The sequence below is a fragment of the Streptomyces sp. CB02414 genome (assembly GCF_001905385.1).
GTDB lineage: Bacteria > Actinomycetota > Actinomycetes > Streptomycetales > Streptomycetaceae > Streptomyces.
Window position 1 is genome coordinate 146,198 of record NZ_LIPF01000010.1, and the last position, 17,034, is coordinate 163,231.

At 74.9% G+C, this 17,034-nt stretch carries 18 protein-coding genes; 12 read left to right on the top strand and 6 right to left on the bottom strand.

The annotated features are described in order from the left end of the window. Positions 1-9 precede the first annotated feature (9 nt). From AMK11_RS29915 to AMK11_RS29935, 5 genes are all read left to right on the top strand, one after another. On the top strand, positions 10-1,692 hold the full coding sequence (locus tag AMK11_RS29915; RefSeq protein ID WP_073731223.1) for an acyl-CoA dehydrogenase family protein: 1,683 nt from the start codon (positions 10-12) through the stop codon (positions 1,690-1,692). 81 nt (positions 1,693-1,773) lie between these two features. Further along, complete coding sequence (locus AMK11_RS29920) at positions 1,774-2,928, top strand: WD40/YVTN/BNR-like repeat-containing protein (protein WP_073731224.1); 1,155 nt, start codon at positions 1,774-1,776, stop codon at positions 2,926-2,928. Between the two features lie 70 nt (positions 2,929-2,998). Beyond that, entirely contained in the window at positions 2,999-3,676 is a 678-nt protein-coding gene (locus AMK11_RS29925) for a uracil-DNA glycosylase (RefSeq protein ID WP_073731225.1), read from the top strand. Then, on the top strand, positions 3,673-4,659 hold the full coding sequence (locus AMK11_RS29930) for an N-acetylglucosamine kinase (protein WP_073731226.1): 987 nt from the start codon (positions 3,673-3,675) through the stop codon (positions 4,657-4,659). The genes AMK11_RS29925 and AMK11_RS29930 overlap by 4 nt, the downstream gene beginning before the upstream one ends. 138 nt (positions 4,660-4,797) lie before the next feature. Continuing rightward, positions 4,798-5,721 carry a sirohydrochlorin chelatase gene (locus AMK11_RS29935; protein WP_073731227.1) on the top strand — a complete coding sequence of 308 codons (924 nt, stop codon included), beginning with the start codon at positions 4,798-4,800 and terminating at the stop codon, positions 5,719-5,721. A gap of 100 nt (positions 5,722-5,821) precedes the next feature. Here the strand turns inward: AMK11_RS29935 and AMK11_RS29940 are convergent, their stop codons facing one another. Further along, the gene (locus AMK11_RS29940) at positions 5,822-6,856 is read right to left on the bottom strand and encodes a lactonase family protein (protein WP_073731228.1); all 1,035 of its coding nucleotides are present in this window, start codon (positions 6,854-6,856) and stop codon (positions 5,822-5,824) included. A 105-nt stretch (positions 6,857-6,961) separates the two neighbouring features. Then, positions 6,962-8,452 carry an FUSC family protein gene (locus tag AMK11_RS29945; RefSeq protein WP_073731229.1) on the bottom strand — a complete coding sequence of 497 codons (1,491 nt, stop codon included), beginning with the start codon at positions 8,450-8,452 and terminating at the stop codon, positions 6,962-6,964. 207 nt (positions 8,453-8,659) lie between these two features. Between AMK11_RS29945 and AMK11_RS29950 the strand changes: the two genes are divergently transcribed. The 3 genes from AMK11_RS29950 to AMK11_RS29960 all read left to right on the top strand — a co-directional run bounded on the left by AMK11_RS29950 (position 8,660) and on the right by AMK11_RS29960 (position 10,709). Next, positions 8,660-9,136, top strand: a complete 477-nt coding sequence (locus AMK11_RS29950) for an Lrp/AsnC family transcriptional regulator (protein WP_073731230.1) — start codon at positions 8,660-8,662, stop codon at positions 9,134-9,136. Positions 9,137-9,156: 20 nt separating this feature from the next. Further along, the gene (locus AMK11_RS29955) at positions 9,157-9,843 is read left to right on the top strand and encodes an HAD family hydrolase (protein WP_073731472.1); all 687 of its coding nucleotides are present in this window, start codon (positions 9,157-9,159) and stop codon (positions 9,841-9,843) included. Between the two features lie 125 nt (positions 9,844-9,968). Then, on the top strand, positions 9,969-10,709 hold the full coding sequence (locus AMK11_RS29960; protein ID WP_073731231.1) for a DUF4142 domain-containing protein: 741 nt from the start codon (positions 9,969-9,971) through the stop codon (positions 10,707-10,709). Positions 10,710-10,733: 24 nt separating this feature from the next. Here AMK11_RS29960 and AMK11_RS29965 read toward each other — a convergent pair whose 3' ends face one another. Then, on the bottom strand, positions 10,734-11,531 hold the full coding sequence (locus AMK11_RS29965) for a LysR substrate-binding domain-containing protein (RefSeq protein WP_073731232.1): 798 nt from the start codon (positions 11,529-11,531) through the stop codon (positions 10,734-10,736). A 59-nt stretch (positions 11,532-11,590) separates the two neighbouring features. Between AMK11_RS29965 and AMK11_RS29970 the strand changes: the two genes are divergently transcribed. Continuing rightward, complete coding sequence (locus tag AMK11_RS29970) at positions 11,591-11,989, top strand: DUF5997 family protein (protein ID WP_073731233.1); 399 nt, start codon at positions 11,591-11,593, stop codon at positions 11,987-11,989. 36 nt (positions 11,990-12,025) lie between these two features. Here AMK11_RS29970 and AMK11_RS29975 read toward each other — a convergent pair whose 3' ends face one another. From AMK11_RS29975 to AMK11_RS29985, 3 genes are all read right to left on the bottom strand, one after another. Next, positions 12,026-12,517, bottom strand: coding sequence for a DUF1360 domain-containing protein (locus AMK11_RS29975; RefSeq protein ID WP_073731234.1), 492 nt, complete (start codon positions 12,515-12,517; stop codon positions 12,026-12,028). Beyond that, positions 12,504-12,914 (bottom strand): DUF2267 domain-containing protein, encoded by a 411-nt coding sequence (locus tag AMK11_RS29980; RefSeq protein WP_073731235.1) that lies wholly within the window; start codon positions 12,912-12,914, stop codon positions 12,504-12,506. Before AMK11_RS29980 ends, AMK11_RS29975 begins: the two co-directional genes overlap by 14 nt. A 99-nt stretch (positions 12,915-13,013) precedes the next feature. After that, on the bottom strand, positions 13,014-14,084 hold the full coding sequence (locus tag AMK11_RS29985; protein ID WP_073731473.1) for an MGDG synthase family glycosyltransferase: 1,071 nt from the start codon (positions 14,082-14,084) through the stop codon (positions 13,014-13,016). A gap of 252 nt (positions 14,085-14,336) precedes the next feature. Between AMK11_RS29985 and AMK11_RS29990 the strand changes: the two genes are divergently transcribed. The 3 genes from AMK11_RS29990 to AMK11_RS30000 are packed head-to-tail and all read left to right on the top strand — an operon-like array spanning position 14,337 to position 17,032. Beyond that, positions 14,337-15,191, top strand: a complete 855-nt coding sequence (locus AMK11_RS29990; RefSeq protein ID WP_073731236.1) for an SDR family NAD(P)-dependent oxidoreductase — start codon at positions 14,337-14,339, stop codon at positions 15,189-15,191. 43 nt (positions 15,192-15,234) lie between these two features. Beyond that, positions 15,235-16,161 (top strand): DMT family transporter, encoded by a 927-nt coding sequence (locus AMK11_RS29995; RefSeq protein WP_073731237.1) that lies wholly within the window; start codon positions 15,235-15,237, stop codon positions 16,159-16,161. Between the two features lie 58 nt (positions 16,162-16,219). Next, on the top strand, positions 16,220-17,032 hold the full coding sequence (locus AMK11_RS30000) for a polysaccharide deacetylase family protein (protein WP_073731238.1): 813 nt from the start codon (positions 16,220-16,222) through the stop codon (positions 17,030-17,032). Positions 17,033-17,034 lie beyond the last annotated feature (2 nt).

Sequence of the window (17,034 nt, forward strand, 5' to 3'; positions counted from 1 at the left end):
CTCGACGGTATGACGACACTCGCGCAGGACCCGTACGGGGAGTCGGCGGGCCACCCTGAGGGGTACGCCACGCACGACGTCACCAACCAGCCCCCTCCCCTGGCCCCCTATGACGCCTGCGAGGACACGGCCCTGCTGGAGGGGCTGCGGCGGGAGGGCGCCGGGTGGGCCGAGGAGGAGCTGCGGCGGCTCGGCCTGCGGGCCGGGAGCGCCCAGGCGCAGGAGTGGGGCGACCTGGCCAACCGGCACGAACCCGTGCTGCGCACCCACGACCGGTACGGCAACCGGATCGACGAGGTCGAGTACCACCCGAGCTGGCACCACCTGATGCGGGTGGCCGTCGGCGAGGGTCTGGCCGGCTCCGCCTGGGCGGACGACCGGCCGGGCGCGCACGTCGCCCGGACCGCCGGCGGGCTGGTCTGGGGGCACACCGAGGCGGGGCACGGGTGCCCCACGTCGATGACGTACGCCGCCGTTCCCGCGCTGCGCGCCGAGCCGGAGCTGGCGAAGGTCTACGAGCCGCTGCTGACCAGCCGGGAGTACGAGCCGGGGCTGCGCACGCCGGCCGGGAAGCGCGGCCTGCTGGCCGGCATGGGGATGACGGAGAAGCAGGGCGGCTCCGACGTCCGCACCAACACCACGGCTGCCACCCCGACCGCCGAGTCGGGGGTGTACACGCTGCGCGGGCACAAGTGGTTCACCTCGGCGCCCATGAGCGACGTCTTCCTGGTGCTGGCTCAGGCCCCCGGGGGCCTGTCGTGCTTCCTGGTGCCGCGTGTGCTGCCCGACGGCACCCGCAACACCTTCCGCGTCCAGCGGCTGAAGGACAAGCTCGGCAACCGGTCCAACGCCTCGTCCGAGCCCGAGTTCGACGGGACGGTGGCCTGGCTGGTCGGGCCGGAGGGGCAGGGCGTCAAGACGATCATCGAGATGGTCAACTGCACCCGGCTGGACTGCGTCATGGCGTCGGCGACGCTGATGCGCAAGACGCTGGTCGAGGCCGGGCATCACGTACGGCACCGCACCGCGTTCGGCGCCCGGCTGGTCGACCAGCCGCTGATGCGCAACGTCCTGGCCGACCTGGCGCTGGAGTCGGAGGCGGCGACGACGCTCACGCTGCGGCTGGCGGGCGCCGCGGACCGGGCGGTGCGCGGGGACGCGGGTGAGGCGGCGTTCCGGCGGATCGCCACCGCCGTCGGCAAGTACTGGGTGACCAAGCGGGGACCGGCGTTCACCGCGGAGGCCCTGGAGTGCCTGGGCGGCAACGGCTACGTGGAGGAGTCGGGCATGCCCCGCCACTACCGTGAGGCTCCGCTGCTGTCGATCTGGGAGGGCTCGGGGAACGTCAACGCCCTCGACGTGCTGCGGGCGCTCGGCCGCTCCCCCGCCACCGCGCACGCCCTCTTCGACGAACTCGCCCTCGCCCGCGGGGCCGACGCCCGGCTGGACGCGGCCGTGGCCCGTCTGGCGGCGGGGCTGGCCGAGGCGTCCGAGACGGGTGCCCGCCGCCTGGTGGAGCTGATGGCCCTCACCCTCCAGGCCTCCCTCCTGGTCCGGCACGCCCCGCCCGCCGTCGCCGACGCGTTCTGCGCGAGCCGGCTCGGCGGCGACTGGGGGCACGCCTTCGGCACGCTGGCGTCCGGGGCCGACCTCGGCGGCATCCTGGAGCGCGCCCTGCCGCGAGAGGACTGACGGCCCGCGCCGCGCATCCTCCGCGGACCTCGACATCACCGCGCTGACCTGCGGCGTCACCCTTTCCAGAGGTGACTGTCAGTGCCGGGGTGCAGACTGGCCCGTGTCCGAGACGAAGGCGTCGACGAGGACGCCGCGGAGGTGATCGGCATGACCGAGGTACTGCTCGCCGTGGGCACCCGCAAGGGTCTGTTCATCGGGCGCCGGCGGGGTGGCACCTGGGAGTTCGACGAGAGTCCCTACTTCAACGCACAGGCCGTCTACTCGGTCGCCCTCGACACCCGCGGCGACACCCCGCGGCTGCTGGCGGGCGGCGACAGCGCGCACTGGGGTCCGTCGGTGTTCCACTCCGACGACCTGGGACGGACCTGGACGGAGCCGGCGCAGCCTGCCGTCAAGTTCCCCAAGGAGACCGGCGCTTCGCTGGAACGGGTGTGGCAGCTGCACCCGGCCGCCGCCGAACCGGACGTGGTCTACGCGGGCACGGAACCGGCCGCGCTGTACCGCTCGGAGGACCGGGGCGAGAGCTTCGAGCTGGTCCGGCCCCTGTGGGAGCACCCGTCCCGGTCGCAGTGGGTGCCGGGCGGCGGTGGCGAGGGACTGCACACCGTCCTCACCGACGCCCGGGACCCCGGGTCCGTCACGGTCGCCGTCTCGACCGCCGGCGTGTTCCGCACGACGGACGGCGGCGCGAGCTGGGCACCGTCCAACTCCGGTGTCTCCGCGGTCTTCCTGCCGGACCCGAACCCGGAGTTCGGCCAGTGCGTGCACAAGGTGGCGCGGGACGCGGCGGCCCCGGACCGGCTGTACCTGCAGAACCACTGGGGTGTGTACCGCAGCGACGACGCCGGCGCGCACTGGACGGACATCGGCGAGGGGCTGCCGTCCACGTTCGGTTTCGCGGTCGCCGCCCATCCGCACCGCGGGGACACCGCTTACGTCTTCCCGATCAACGCCGACGCGGACCGGGTCCCGGCGGACCGCCGCTGCCGGGTCTTCCGCACCGCCGACGCGGGCAAGAGCTGGGAGCCGCTGTCGTCGGGACTGCCGCAGGAGGACCACTACGGCACGGTGCTGCGCGACGCGCTGTCCACCGACGACGCGGAACGGGCCGGCGTCTACTTCGGCAACCGCAACGGCGAGGTGTTCGCGTCGGACGACGACGGCGACAACTGGCGGCAGTTGGCCTCCCACCTGCCGGACGTGCTGTGCGTGCGGGCCGCGGTCGTCGGATGAAGCGGACCGGGGGGACCGGCCTTGGCCACCGGTTGATCGGCGTCACCCGTACGGCAGTAGGGTGACGCCCGTGGCACCAAGACCCTTGCATGAGATCGTCGAAGCCGGCTGGGCGAACGCCCTGGAACCCGTCGCCGGGCGGATCACCTCGATGGGTGAGTTCCTGCGCGCGGAGATCGCCGCCGGACGCACCTATCTCCCCGCCGGCGCGAACGTACTGCGAGCCTTTCAGCAGCCCTTCGACGACGTCCGGGTCCTGATCGTCGGTCAGGACCCCTACCCCACCCCCGGACACGCGGTGGGGCTGTCGTTCTCGGTCGCGCCCGAGGTGCGTCCCCTGCCCGGCAGCCTCGTCAACATCTTCCGGGAGCTGAACACCGACCTCGGCCTCCCGCAGCCCTCCAACGGCGACCTGACCCCGTGGACCCGGCAGGGCGTGCTGCTGCTCAACAGGGCGCTCACCACGGCCCCGCGCAAGCCCGCCGCCCACCGCGGCAAGGGCTGGGAGGAGGTCACCGAGCAGGCGATCCGGGCGCTGGCGGCGCGCGGCAAGCCGATGGTGTCCATCCTGTGGGGCCGCGACGCCCGCAATCTGCGCCCGCTGCTCGGCGAGCTGCCCTCGGTGGAGTCCGCCCACCCGTCCCCGATGTCGGCCGACCGGGGGTTCTTCGGCTCCCGTCCGTTCAGCCGGGCCAACGACCTGCTGGTCCGCCTGGGAGGTCAGCCGGTCGACTGGCGCCTGCCGTGAGCACCGGCTTCCTCGCCGTGGACTCCGGCGGCTCGGGTCTGCGGGTCGTCCTCGGCACGGCCGGTGCCGACGCGGAGGGTCCGCGGGTGTCCGGGCGGCGCGCGTCGCGGGAGCCGGTCCGCACCGGTGCCCGGGGCATCGATCCCGGGCATCTGCTGGGGCAGTTGTTGCCCATGGCGAGGGCGCTGAGCGAGGAGGCCGGGGTGGACCGGCTCGGCACCGGCGTCGTCGGGGCCGCCGGACTGGCCACCCTCGGCGACGCGCTGCGCGCCGAGCTGCCGGGTGCGCTGGCCCGGGAGCTGGGGGTGCGGACGGTCGCGCTGGTCGCGGACGCCGTCACCGCCTACGTCGGTGCCCTCGGGCCGCGGGCCGGCGCCGTGGTGGCCGCCGGTACCGGCCTGATCGCGACCGGCACCGACCTGACCCGCTGGCGCCGCGCGGACGGCTGGGGGCACCTGCTGGGCGACTGCGGCGGCGGCGCCTGGATCGGCCGGGCCGGCCTGGAGGCGGCGCTGCGCGCCCACGACGGGCGCGAGGGCGGCTCCGCGCGGCTGCTGGCCCGGGCCGAGGAGCGGTTCGGGCCGGTGACGGGGCTGCCCGGCCAGGTGTATCCGCGTACCGACCGTCCCGCCGTCCTCGCCTCCTTCGCGCCGGAGGTGGCCGCGTGCGCGGCCGACGACCCCGTCGCCGCGGGCGTCCTGCGGGCCGCCGCCCGGCACATGGCCGACTCGGCCGCCGCCGTGTGCCCGCCGGGGGGCGAGCCCCGGGTCGCCGTCACCGGTGGTCTGCTGAAGCTGGGCGACCCCCTTGTCGTACCGCTGGAGGAGGAGCTGGCGAAGCGGCTGCCGCATGCGCGGCGGACGGCGGCCGAGGGTGATCCGCTGCACGGCTCGGTGCGGATCGCGAACGACCTCGCGACCGGCTCGTTCACCCTTCCGGGTGACGACAGAATGCTGTGGGTGACGACTGACCCGGACGGCTGAGAATTGGTGCTCCGGCGAGGTGAATCGTGCCGATGTCGGCCGATCCGTACATCACTCTTCAGACAAAACCGGACGGATACCGCTCACCTGCACCCTCCCCGAACAGGGAAACCCGGGAAACCAGTAACATGCGGCGCCATGAGCTCCCCCACTGGGCCCGCGTCCGGCCTGCCAGTACGAATGCCGCGCCCCCGCCAGCCCGGACGGCACCGCCGTCCCGAACCTCTGGTGGCTCCCGAGGGCGCGCCGGCGCTCGTCCTCGCGGTTCCGGGGACGCCCAGCAGCGCCACCCGGGGCCTCGCCGACGAGGTCATCAGCATCGCCCGTTCCGAACTTCCCGGCCTCGACGCCCGCATCGGCTGGCTCGACGGGGACGACGAGGAGTTCCTCCCCCTGACGACCGTCCTCGCACGGGCCGCCGAGGAGCGCGCCGCCCGCTACGAGCAGGCGATCGCCGCCGGCCTGGAGGTGAAGGAGCCCGAGGGTCCCGTCGCCGTCGTCGTGCCGCTGCTCGCCGGCCCGGACGGCGCGCTGCTGCGCCGCATCCGCCAGGCCGTGATGGACAGCAAGGTCGCGGCCGAGCTGACCGATGTGCTCGGCCCGCACCCGCTGCTGGCCGAGGCGCTGCACGTGCGGCTCTCCGAGGCGGGACTGGCGCGCGCCGACCGCGCCCGTCTGTTCACCGTGGCGACCGCGGCGGACGGCATCATCCTGGCCTCCGTCGGCGGTGACGAGGCCGTGCAGGCGGCCGGGATCACCGGCATGCTGCTCGCCGCGCGCCTCGCCGTGCCGGTGATGGCGGCGGCCCTGGACGAGGAGGGCTCGATCACGTCCGTGGCCGAGCAGCTGCGCTCCTCGGGCTCCCAGCAGCTGGCGCTCGCGCCGTACCTGATCGGCCCGGAGATCGAGGCGTCCCTGCTGGAGGAGGCGGCCAAGGAGGCGGGCTGCTCCACCGCCGAGCCACTCGGCCCCTACCCGGCTATCGGCAAGCTGACGCTGGCCAAGTACACGACGGCGCTCGGCATCTCGCCGCAGCAGCCGCAGGGCGCGCCGGTACGCTGACGCGCCGCGCGCGAGACACGCGGGACGCACTGGACACGCACGGCGAAGGGCCCGCTCCGGCGACGGAGCGGGCCCTTCGCCGTTCCGTCAGCCGGAAACGTCAGCCGAAGACGACGCAGGACGCCGCCGGCAGCGCGAGGGAGCCGGCGCGTCGGGGCACCCCGGTCTCGGGGTCCAGGGCGAACCAGGTCACGTCGCCCGAGCGTTCGTTCGCGGCGTACAGGAAGCCGCCCGACTCGGCGATCTCCCGCGGCCAGTGCCCGCCGCAGGGCACGGTCGCGGTCAGCCGCAGTCCGTCCGGCTCCACCGCGAAGACGGACAGGACGTCCTCGCCCCGGGTCGCGGTCCACACGAAGCGGCCGTCGGGCGAGACCACGATGCCCGACGGATAGGCGTCACCGGCCGGGGCCCCGGGCAGCACCGGCACCTCGGTGAGCGGCCGCAGTACGCCGTCGACGGCTTCCCAGCGGCAGACGGTGACGGTGGGCGCCAGTTCGTTGACCACGTAGGCGCGGGTGCCGTCGGGGTGGAAGGCAAGGTGGCGCGGGCCGGAACCGGGGCGCAGCGCGACTTCCCGGTGCACGGCGGGGGTGCCGTCCTCCACGGTGCAGACCCGCACCGAATCGGTGCCGAGGTCCACACTGACGGCCCACCGCCCGCTCGGGTCGGGCCGCACCTGATGGGCGTGTGGCCCCTGCTGGCGCTGGGCGTGCGGGCCCGAGCCGGTGTGCTTCAGGAGGCCGGACGCGGCCCGGGCGAGGGTGCCGTCGGGGCGGACCGGCACGGCGGTGACGCTGCCGGAGCCGTAGTTGGCGGTCAGCACGTGCCCGGCGAAGAGACTGAGGTGGGTGGGGCCGTCGCCGCCGACGGGCACCGGGCGGCCGGCGGGTTCGGGCTTGTCCCCGCTCACGTGGAAGGCGGCCACCGCGCCCTCGGCCGTCTCGCTGACCGCGTAGAGCGTGTCGCCGTCGGGGGCCAGGGCGAGGTAGGAGGGGTCGGCCAGGCGGTCCGTACCGCTCAGGACCGTCAGCGCACCGGTTCCGGGCTCGACGACCGCCGTGACGATGCCGGGCCCGCCGGCCGCCGTGAACGATCCGATGAACGCCCGCCGTCGCCGCATCTCGCCGTCTGTCACCAGTGGCCCCTCTCGTCTCGCCCCGTGCCGTCTGATCGTCTGCCCGGGGGCGACGGTAGCAGTCGACCAGCCCAGGTCTAGACCAAATGGGTGGTGCCGGACGGCTCAGGCGCCGGCGAGCGGCGAACCCGAGGGGGCGCGCAGGGGCGCGGCGAGTTCGGCCAGGGCGTGTTCCAGGCCGTGGAGGTGAGCGAGGGCGGGTTCGGCGGCTCGCGGTCCGTTCGCGTGGGCGGGCACGGAGCCGCCGCCGGTGAGCGCCTCGACCGCGTTCTCGACACGCCAGCAGGCGGCGGCGAGCCGTGCGTCGTGCGAGGCCTCGGGGTCGGCGGCGACGGCGACCAGGCCGCGGATCTCCCGGGCGCAGTCGTCGAGCAGGGCGAGCACGCGGCGGGCGCGGCGCTTGCGGCCGCGCATCGGGTTCAGCGGGTGCACGAGCGGGGCGAGGGACAGCCGGACCCGGCCCAGCAGCTGCTCCAGTTCGGCCACGCGCGGCGCGGGGTCGGCGCCCTCGGTACCGGCGAGGCGGGCGGCGGCCTCGGCGGTGCAGGCGTGGACGCAGCGCAGGGCGCGCTGGATCCACGCGTCCGTCACGGCGTGCGTGGTGACGGGGAGGACGAAGAGCACGGCCAGCGCGGCACCGAGCGCCCCGACGCCGGTCTCGACGAGCCGCAGGGCGAGCAGCCCGGGGCTGAGGAAGCCCAGCAGGCCGTAGAGGAGCTCGGCGAGCAGGGTGACGCAGAGCATCATCCAGGTGTAGGAGACCGCGGCGGTGTAGAAGATGCCGAAGACGCAGGCGGCGGCGAGCACGGCCGTGGGCACCGCGGACCCGGCCAGCGGGAAGGCGATGAGGAAGCCGAGGCCGATGCCGACGACCGTGCCGAGGACCCGGCGGAAGCCGCGGACCAGGGTCTCGCCGCGCGAGGTGGTGTTGACGAAGACCCACCAGGTGGCTCCGACGGCCCAGTACCAGCGCTGGTCGGACACCAGCTGGCCGACGACCAGGGCGAAGCCGGCGCCCGCGGTGGCCTGGACGGCCTGGCGGGTGGTGATGCGGGCGAGCCCGGTGCCGGCGGGAGGCGCGGGGGCGGCGGGCGGGGGCAGGCGGCGCTCGTAGCACCACAGACCGAACCGCACCGCCGCGGCGGTGGCAACGGAGAGCAGGACAGCGGCGTACATCTCGGGCAGCCGGTCCGTGGTCGCGTGCAGGAACTGCGCGATGAAGAAGGTCATGAAGGCGAACACACCGAGGCTGTGTCCGCGCGGGCCCCAGCGCCGGGCGTACACACCGGCGCCGACGACGGCGAGGAAGGTGAGGTCCCGTGCCACGGGGTGGTCGTGCAGCGCGGCCGCGGCGGTGAGCACGGGCAGGCCGGCCACCGGCAGCAGCGCGGTGGTGACCGCCTGCCCGCGCACGGTGGCGTCGGTGACGGTGAACAGTGCGAGCAGCGCGGCGAGCCCGCCGATGACCGCGCCCACCAGGGAGGTGCCGGCCAGGCCGCAGACGACGACGGCCAGCCCGATGCCGAGAACGGCCCGCGCGGCGAACCGCAGCCGGGACCGTCCCGGGTCCGGGCTCACGAACACCCTCTTCAGCACTGATTACCGCCCCCTCGCACACTGGCCCCGAGTCACTGGCATGAAAAAGGCGCCGCGGAGTCCGCAGCGCCATCGACACTCCTATAGGAGCATCCCTTCCACCAGTGGCTCAACAGGCGCATCTGCGAGTGGGCCATTGGTACAGTATGCACGGCGCCCCTACGGCCATGAACGAGCCAATGGCCGACGAAGGAGGCCGCGTACGCCGTGGCCGTGGACGAGCTGGACACCCGCATCCTGCGACTGCTGCTGGAGCAGCCGCGCACCAGTGTGCGCGAGTACGCCCGCGTCCTCGGGATCGCCCGTGGGACCCTCCAGGCCCGGCTGGACCGCCTGGAGCGCGACGGAGTGATCACCGGCACCGCGCCGTCCCTCTCCCCCGCCGCCCTGGGCCACCCGGTGCTCGCGTTCGTGCACATCGAGGTCACCCAGGGGCACCTGGACGATGTGGGCGAGGCGCTGGCGGGCGTGCCGGAGATCGTCGAGGCCTTCTCCACCACCGGCGGCGGGGACCTGCTGACTCGGGTCGTGGCCCGCGACAACGCGCACCTGGAGGACGTGGTCCAGAAGCTGATCAGCCTGCCCGCAGTGGTGCGCACCCGCACCGAGGTGGCCCTGCGCGAGCGCGTCCCGCACCGGCTGCTGCCCCTGGTGGAGTCGATCGGGCGTTCGGCGCGGAAGTGATCCTTGGCATCCTGGACCCCATGAGCACTCTCGGTGGCATCTCGGTCGTCTTCGATCTCGACGGGACCCTCGTGGACAGCGAGCCGAACTACTACGAGGCGGGCCGGCGGACCCTCGCCGAGTACGGCGTCCCCGGCTTCACCTGGGCGGAGCACGAGGAGTACGTGGGCATCAGCACCCAGGAGACGGTCGCCGACTGGAAGCGGCGCTACGGCCTGCGGGCCCCGGTGGAGGAACTCCTCGCCGTCAAGAACCGCCATTATCTGGAGCTGGCCCGCACGTCCGCCCGCGCGTACCCCGAGATGCGGAAGTTCGTCGAACTGCTGGCCGGTGAAGGGGTGCCGCTGGCGGTGGCGTCGGGGTCGTCGCCCGAGGCCATCGAGGCGATCCTGTCCCGCACCGGGCTCGATGCGTGGCTGCGCACGGTCGTCTCGGCCGACGAGGTCGCGCGGGGCAAGCCGGCCCCGGACGTCTTCCTTGAGGCGGCCCGCCGGCTCGGGGCGGACCCGGCCGGCTGCGTGGTCCTGGAGGACGCCGCGCCCGGCGCAGCCGCCGCGCACGCGGCCGGGATGCGCTGCATCGCGATCCCGTACGTCGCCGCGCAGGCGGACGCCCCGGAGTTCGCCACCGCCGGGCTGCTGGTGCGCGGCGGCCAGTCGGAGTTCACCGCGCGGGCGGCGTACGAGTGGCTCGTGCGGACGGACTGAACCGGGCGGGCGGCTTCCCCGGCTTTCCTCGAGTCTCCCCGAATTTTTGCCCGGGGAGGTGATCGGTTCGCCGTCGGCGTCCGTATCTCCTGGTGTCCGAGCCTGTCCTCGCTCCAGGAGGCACGATGCGCATCACGCGCACCACGGCAGGGACCGCCTTCACGGCCGGTGCCCTGGTCCTCACCCTCACCGCGCTCGCCTACCCGACGATGCTGGGGGTGCGGAACACGGGCAACGACCAGGCCCGGATCATCACCAACACCGTGTACGGGCCGCTCACCGAGGCCGACCGGGACTTCGTGGTGAAGGTGCGGGCAGCCGGGCTGTGGGAGCACCCCCTGGGGCTGATGGCCATGGAGCGGGGGACGACACCGGAGATGAAGGAGGCGGGCGAGCACCTGGTCGTGGGGCACGCCCGGCTCGACGCGACCTGCCGCCGGATCGCGCCGGAGCTGGGCATCACCCTGCCCAACCTGGCCTCCCCGCAACAGCAGCAGTTCGTGTCGACCGTGGACGGGACGACGGGCAGGCAGTTCGACACGACCGCGGTGAACATCATGCGCATCACGCACGGGCAGATCTTCCCGGCGATCGCCAACATCCGCGCCAACACCAAGAACTCCCTGGTGCGGCAGCTGGCCGACCAGGCCAACGACACCGTGCTGGACCACATCACGGTGCTGGAGAAGACTGGCCTGGTCAACTTCGACCAGGTCAACTTCCAGCAGTCGGCACCGCCGAACCTCCCCAAGGTGCAGCTCACTCCGCCGGCGCCGCAGCCGGGCGAGCCGGTGCTCTCCCTCACCTCGCCGCCCGGTCTCGAGGTCAACACCTCGGCGCCCAGTCCGAGTCCGACGGTCCGGTGAGGCGGGGGCGGGCGCTCGGGAGCGTCAGCCGCGGCGAGGCCTGCCGCGCCTGGCGCCCTTGCCGCTGCCGGTCTTCCCGCCGCCCCGGCCGCCGCTTCCCGGCTTGCCGCCCGTGCCGCGCCGCGCACCTCCGGTCTGCTTCCCGGCCGCCGGTTTGCGTCCCGCGGGGGCGGTTTCCGTCCGTTCGCCCTTCCGCGGTGCCTGCTCGGGCTGCCGGCCCCGGGTGCTGTTGACGGTCCGGCCCCGGACGATGCCGATGAAGTCCTCCACCCGGTCCGTGTGCGCGTCCTCGGGCCAGGACAGCGCCACGCTCGACCCGGGGGCGTCGGTGACCGTCCGGTACGTGAGGTCCTTGCGGTGGTGCAGCCGGGCCAGCGACAGGGGCACGAGCAGTACGCCGATGCCGGCGGCGACCAGCTCGACGGCGTCCGCGGTGGTGGCCGGGCGCTCGAGCGCGGGCCGGCCCGGTGGCCGCTCCCAGCCGAGGACGTCGTCCAGGGGGTGCAGCACGATCTCGTCGGACAGGTCCTCGACGGTCACCTCGTCGGCCGCGGTGACGAGGTGGTCCTTCGGGATCACCACGACCGTGGTCTCGGTGTAGAGCGGGATCGCGCTGAGCACGGTCCGGTCGACGGGCAGCCGCACCAGCCCGGCGTCGGCGTCGCCGCCCAGCAGTACGCCGCCCGCTTCGGGGGCGGGGACCTGGGTCAGGGCCAGCGGGACGTCGGGCAGCCGCTCGTTCCAGATGCGCACCCATTTGTCGGGCGTCACCCCCGGGACGTACGCGAGCCGGAACGAGGGGGTTTCTTCCGAGCCTGTCACCGGGCCAGGTTACCCGGGTGTGGTCGGAGGCCGCTCACACGCTCGATACCCTTGACATCATGACGTCGCACCAGAACACCCAGACCATGAAGCCCGCGACCGCGGCGAAGAAGCTGGGTGTGTACCTCGAGGCCACACCCGCCGAGTTCCGGGAGGGCGTCGTCACGCGCGCCGAGCTGAACGCGCTCCAGACCGACCCGCCCGCGTGGCTGCGGGACCTGCGGCGCGACGGCCCGCACCCGCGCCCGGTGGTGGCGGCCAAGCTGGGCGTCTCCATCGCCGGGCTGCACCGGGGCGGCGTGGCCCAGCCGCTCACCACCGAGCAGATCGAGGCGCTCAAGGAGGAGCGCCCGGAGTGGCTGGAGCGGGAGCGCGCCGTCCAGGCCGACGTGCGCAAGGAGGCGGCCCGCGTGAAGCAGCTGCACGCCGAGCGCGCGGAGCGGGCCGCGCGGGACTGACCGGCCGCCGCCCGGGTCAGCCTCGTTCGCTTCCGCTCATCCTTCGGCCTTCTGCTCCGTCACGCTCCACGCGTACTGCAGCCAGTCCGACACCACGACGGCGCTGAGGCCGGCGGCCACCAGCCGGGCGGCCCTGGGTGCGACGGCGTAGGTGCCGACCAGCCCGCCGGCCACCCAGGTGGACGTGCAGAACGGGCAGGAGACCAGGTCGCCGACGGCACGCCGCAGCCCCTTGCCGCGCGGGGCGTCCATCACCTCGCTGGCCTCGCCCTCGCGCTCGCGCCGGGTGAACGGCGCCCGCAGGAAGCTGGTGACCTTGTCCTTGGTCAGCAGCCGGGACGCCTTGAACGTCGCGGCGCCGAGCATGGCCACGTCCCAGGCGGGGACGGTGTCGGGCAGTCGCAGCCCGCGGCGCCACGCGGTCACGGCGAACACCCCGGCCCCCGCCGCGAAGGTCGTCGCGAGGGCCGCGTATCCCTCGAGCGGGGTGTCGTCCCCGCCGTCGTAGTGCCGTTCACCGTCCGTCATGGGTACCTCCTTCGGGGCCGCCCCTTCGGCCGAAGAGGTCGGCGCAGTCCTCGGGCAGCTGGGCGAGGAGGTGCTCGACGCGGTCGCCGGGCACCGCTTCGCCGAGGGTGGAGAGCACGGCGCCCGCGTCCCACTCCGCGGTACGTGGCCGGGCGCCGGTCTGCTGGGCCACGCGCCGGAGGAACTCCTCGCGGCCGAACGTCTCGGGGCGCCCGCGTTCCAGGCGCAGCGCGTCGTCCAGGGGTGCGGGCAGGTCGGAAGCCAGGTTCGCGGCCTCCTCCGGCCCGATGCGGGAGGCGATCACCCACAGGACCGCCGTACTGACCTGCTCGGCCTCGTCCGCGCTGTGGTATTCACCGCGGTCGCGGACCAGGGTCAGGAATTCGTCGAGCCGCACGGCGTCGCCTCCTCGGCCGGATATCGCCGTCGGCCGGGTGCCCCGCGGCCGGACGGGGAAACGGGTGCGTGCTCGCGGCTGGGCTCCCTCCATGGGGCCTCACGGCCTGGCGCGTTCGACCTCGGCCTCGGCGAGTATCCGGGTGAGGGCGTCGTTCGTGAACAGCGCGTGTCCGGCGGCGATCCGCTGCCGCCGGGCCGAGCCCGGGGCGGTGAGCCGGCGCAGTGCGCCGAGCAGCGCGGTGTCGTCCTCGGCGACCTCCGACACGCCCAGCGCGGCCATCCGCCGGACCCCGTCCGCGCCGTGCCCGGGGATCGGACGGTGCCCGACGACCGGCAGCCCGGCGGCGAGCGCCTGTACGGCGGTCTGGCCGGCGGCGTTGTCCACGAGGGCGCCCGCCGCGTGCAGCAGGCCGGGCATGTCCGTCACCCAGCCCAGCGCGAGCACCCCGGTTGTGCCGGACAGGTCGCGGCGCAGCCGCTCGTTCTCCCCGCAGAGCACGACCGGCAGGAACCCGTTCCCCGCCAGGAGCCGGACGGTGGCGTCCAGGTGCGAGCCCACTCCCCAGGCGCCCGCGGAGAGCACCACGGCGGGCCGCCCGGGCGCGAGCCGGTCGAAGCGCTCCCGCCACCCGTCGGCGCCGGGAGCGTCGGCGAAGAACTCCGGCGCGACGACGGGACCGCACGTCTCCGCGAGGGTGCCGCTACTCGCCCGCACCTCGCGCGCCGCGTCCTCCGTCAGGCACAGGCAGCGGTCGTTGCCCGGGTGGAGCCACTGCCGGTGGACCGCGAAGTCGATGACGAGGACGACGCAGGGCACGGACAGCAGCCCTCGGGCGCGGAGGTGGCCGGTGAGCTGGGCGCCGAGGTGGAAGACCGGGACGACCACATCGGCGCCCGAGCGTTCGGCCAGCTCCCGCAGCCGGCCGGCGGCCAGCCGGGCCAGGGGGGTCCCGCCGGGGCGGTGTCCGCTGCCGGGGCGCAGGAAGAAGCGGTAGAGGGCGGCGTACGCCCAGGGGAAGTGGCGCACCGACCCGCGGTAGAAGTGCCGCAGCGCGGTGCCCAGGCCGAACGGCAGCAGTGCGAGGACGTCCACGGCCCAGGCGTCGCCGCCACGCTCCCGTGCCCGGCGGACCAGTTCCGCGGCGACCGTGTCGTGCCCGGCGCCCATGCTCGCGCTGACCACCAGCACCCGCCCGCCTCCCCGCGGCGGGCGCGCGGAGGCGGGCCGGCGGGGCTCTGACGAACGGTGGGCAAGCACGGCCCTCCAGTTGCCCGCCCGACATGTTCCAAACCGCTACACAAGCGGGTGTTTCGGGCACAGCGCCAGGGATACTCCGTGACCGCCCGACCGGCCGGACAGCCGAGCCCGACAGCTCGGCCGGCCGGGCTCAGGCGTCCGCCCCGAGCCAAGGTGGTCCTCATGGCCCATGCGTTCTCCCGCTCCCGGCCGGTTGCCGGGGAGCAGGTCGTCGCGCCCGACGCGGACCGCGCCAGGCCCGGGCGGGAGCCCGTCGGCGGGCGGGGTCCGCGGACGCGCACGGCGCTCGTGACGGGTGCGTCCTCCGGCATCGGCGCGGCCGTCGCACGCCGGCTGAGCGACGAGGGCGGCTGGCGGCTGGTGCTCAGCGGACGTGACCCGTCGCGGCTGCGCGAGGTCGCCGAGGACGCCTCGGCGACCGCCTTCGCGGCGGATCTCACCCTGCCCGGCGCGGACCGGCAGCTCGCCGACTTCACGCTGGCCACGGTGGGGCCGGTGGACCTGCTGGTGGCCGGTGCCGGGGTCGGCTGGGCCGGAGAGTTCCTGGACATGCCGGTGCACGCCATCGACGAAGTGCTCGCCGTCAACGTACCGGCCACGCTGCGGCTGGTGCGGTTGGTGCTGCCGGGCATGGTGGCGGCGGGGTCGGGGCGCGTGGTGCTCATCGGGTCGCTGGCGGGCAGTGTGGCGGTGCGCGACGAGGCCGTGTACTCGGCCGCCAAGGCCGCGGTCGGCGGCTTCGCGGACGCCCTGCGGTACGAGCTCCGGGGCACCGGTGTGGGGGTGACCCATGTGGTGCCCGGTGTGGTCGACACTCCGTTCTTCGAGCGCCGGGGCACTCCATACCGGCGGTCCCGGCCGCGTCCGGTGCCGCCCGAACGGGTGGCCGAGGCGGTGCGGACGGCGGTGGTGCGGGGCCGGGACGAGGTGTACGTGCCCGGCTGGCTGCGCCTGCCGTGCCGGGTGCGGGGCGCGGCGCCGGGGCTGTACCGGCGGCTGGCCGCACGGTTCGGGTGACGCGCGGTGAGGACCGGTTCCGGATGAGCGGGAGTGCGCGGCGGTGAGCGCCCTCACCGTCGTCCTGGCCCTGTTCGCGGCGTTGTCCAACGCGGCGGCGTCGGTGCTGCAGCGCCGGGCCGCGGCACAGGACGAGGACCGGGCGGGCGCCCGGCACACGGTGGTGCGCTCGCTGCTGCGGCTGGTGCGTGACCGGTACTGGGTGGGCGGGGCGCTGCTGCTGGCGCTGACGACCGTGCTCCAGGGGGCCGCGCTGGCGGTGGGCAGTCTGGCGGTCGTACAGCCGCTGATGGCGAGTGAACTGCTGTTCACCCTGATGGTGGGCAGTCTGGTCTTCCACCGGCGTCCCGACCCGCGGACCTGGCTGGCGTTCGTGGCGCTGGCCGTGGGGCTCGCCCTGTTCCTGGGCGCCGCCGCGCCCTCGGCCGGCCACGACACCGCCGACTCCGGCCGGTGGGGCTGGGCCGGCCTGGCGCTGTTCGTCGTGGTGACGGCCCTGGCCTCGGTCGGCAGCCTGGTGCGGGGCGCGCCCCGGGCCGCGCTGTTCGGGTCGGCGTCGGCCGTGGCGTTCGGCGGTACGGCGGCGCTGCTGAAGGAGGTCACCGGGCGGCTTCCGCAAGGGGTGGGCGCGGTGCTGACCCAGTGGCCGGTGTACGCCACGGGCGTGGTCGGCGTGATCAGCTTCCTGCTGCTGCAGAGCGCGTTGCGGGCGGGGACCCTCGCGGCGTCCCAGCCGGCGCTGACCCTGGGCGACGCGCTGACCAGCGTGGCCCTGGGCTGGGCGCTGTTCGGCGAGGAGATCGCGCTCGGGGTGCGGGTGCTGCCCGAGCTGGTCGGCGTGGCGCTGATCGGCCTCGGCAGCGTGGGGCTGGCGCGGGCTCCGTCGGTGCACGGCGCCTGGGACACGGCGCCCGCGGCGCGGGACGGGCCGGGGTCGGGGCGGCGGGGGCAGGAGCGTCGGGAGGCGTGAATGGCCCACGCCCCCGACCGTCGACGAAGCCGGAGGGGGCTCGGACAGGAGCAGACACATGAGTGAGGGTTTCCGTGCCGGACCGGCGGTGTGCGCCGTCGCGCCGGTCGTCGCCGCGCTGGCACACATCGGTCCCGCCGCGACCTGGCTCCCCGGGTTGCGTCGGCGGCGGTTCCCCGGACTGGCCGGACAGGGCCGCCCCGACCACGTCGCCCTCACCTTCGACGACGGCCCCGGACCGGTGTCCACGCCGCGCTTCCTCGACGTACTGGACGGGCTCGGGGTACGGGCGACGTTCTTCGTCCTGGGCGAGAACGTCGTACGCCACCGTGCGCAGGCCCGCGAGCTGACCCGGCGGGGGCACGAGATCGCCGTCCACGGCTGGACGCACGACCGCCCCTGGCTGCCGTCCCCGGCCCGGGACGCGCGTGAGCTGGCACGGGCCGTCCGTGCGGTGCGCGAGGTCACCGGGCAGGCCCCGCTCTGGTACCGCCCGCCCTACGGCATCCTCACCTCCGGCCGGTGGGCCGCGGCCCGCCGGGCCGGGCTGCGGCCGGTGCTGTGGACGGCGTGGGGCAAGGACTGGCGGCGGGACGCCACGCCCGCCTCGGTCCGGGCCACCGTGGCCGCGGACCTGCGCGGCGGCGGCACCGTCCTCCTGCACGACACCGACCACGCCTCCGCCCCCGGCAGCTGGCGGGCCGCCCTGACCGCGCTGCCCGGCATCGTGCGCGACTGCCGCGAGGCCGGGCTGGAGGTCGGGCCCCTGCTGGAGCACGGGACGGCGGGGGCGGCCGGCCGCCGGGCGGCGGGGCGGCGCGTACCGGTGGCTCCGGGGGCCGCGCCGTTTCGGTCACCGGCGCCGGGATAGCC